Source organism: Nocardioides sp. NPDC057577 (assembly GCF_042801335.1).
Taxonomy (GTDB): domain Bacteria; phylum Actinomycetota; class Actinomycetes; order Propionibacteriales; family Nocardioidaceae; genus Nocardioides.
Map to the genome: position 1 here is coordinate 1 of NZ_JBHVGB010000358.1, position 1,120 is coordinate 1,120.

Here is a 1,120-nt window from a genome sequence, read left to right on the forward strand (position 1 = left end):
GAGAAACACCCCGCCCAGCTCGACATCCGTGACGCCCACACCGACGAGGCCGAGGTCACCCTCTGGCTCTGGTCGCCCGAGGCCCAGCCCATGGACCTGCGCTTCTACCACGACGGCATGGGCCAGGACACCTTCCCCGAACAGCTCGAAGGCCTCAACATCACCTACGAGGACTACGAACCCGGCTTCGGCACCCCCTACGGCATCGCGCGGACCAGCGAACTCCTCTTCTGGGCCAACGCGTCGACGCCGGCCCCCGAGACGCTCGCCCGGCAGGTCGAAGCCGTACGCACCCCGCCCCAGCTCGCCGCCCCGCCGAAGCAGCTCGTCAACGCCAAGGTCTTCGGCGGCCTGTTCGCCGAACCCGACCGCTCCACCGCCGCCAAGGCCAGGATCGAGGACCACCTCGACTTCCTCTTCACCTACTACAAGGACCAGGTGGAGCAGCGCCGCTGGTACGGCTTCTGGGACTACGGCGACATCATGCACACCTACGACGCCGCCCGGCACACCTGGCGGTACGACATCGGCGGCTACGCCTGGGACAACTCCGAACTCTCCCCGGACCTCTGGCTCTGGTACGCCTACCTGCGCTCCGGCCGCACCGACATCTTCCGCTTCGCCGAGGCCATGACCCGGCACACCGGCGAGGTCGACGTCTACCACCTCGGCGAATGGGCCGGCCTGGGCATCCGCCACGGCGTACAGCACTACGCCGACAGTGCCAAGCAGCAGCGCATCGCCAACACCACCTACCGGCGCTTCTACTACTTCCTCACCGCCGACGAACGCGTCGGCGACCTCATGCGCGCCAACGTCGACTCCGACGAGACCTTCCTCGCCCTCGACCCGCTCCGCAAGATCCGCACCGAGCCCTACACCCCGGACCGCCACGCGCTGTCGATCGGCTTCGGCACGGACTGGAGCGGCCTCGTCTCCGCCTGGCTCACCGAGTGGGAGCGGCGCGGGCCCAAGTGGGAGAAGGCCAGGAGCCGCGTCCTGTCGACCATGGAGACCATCGCCGCCCAGCCCAACGGTTTCGTGCAGGGCGTAGGGCTCTACGACCTCGACACCGGCACGTTCGCGATCGCCGAGGAGCCCGAGGTCGGCGTCTCCCACC

Annotated in this window: 1 pseudogene; it reads left to right on the top strand. The window is 68.8% G+C overall.

The features are described from left to right. A pseudogene (locus tag ACFU7D_RS29775) lies at positions 1-1,120 on the top strand (Tat pathway signal sequence domain protein); the annotation flags it as partial.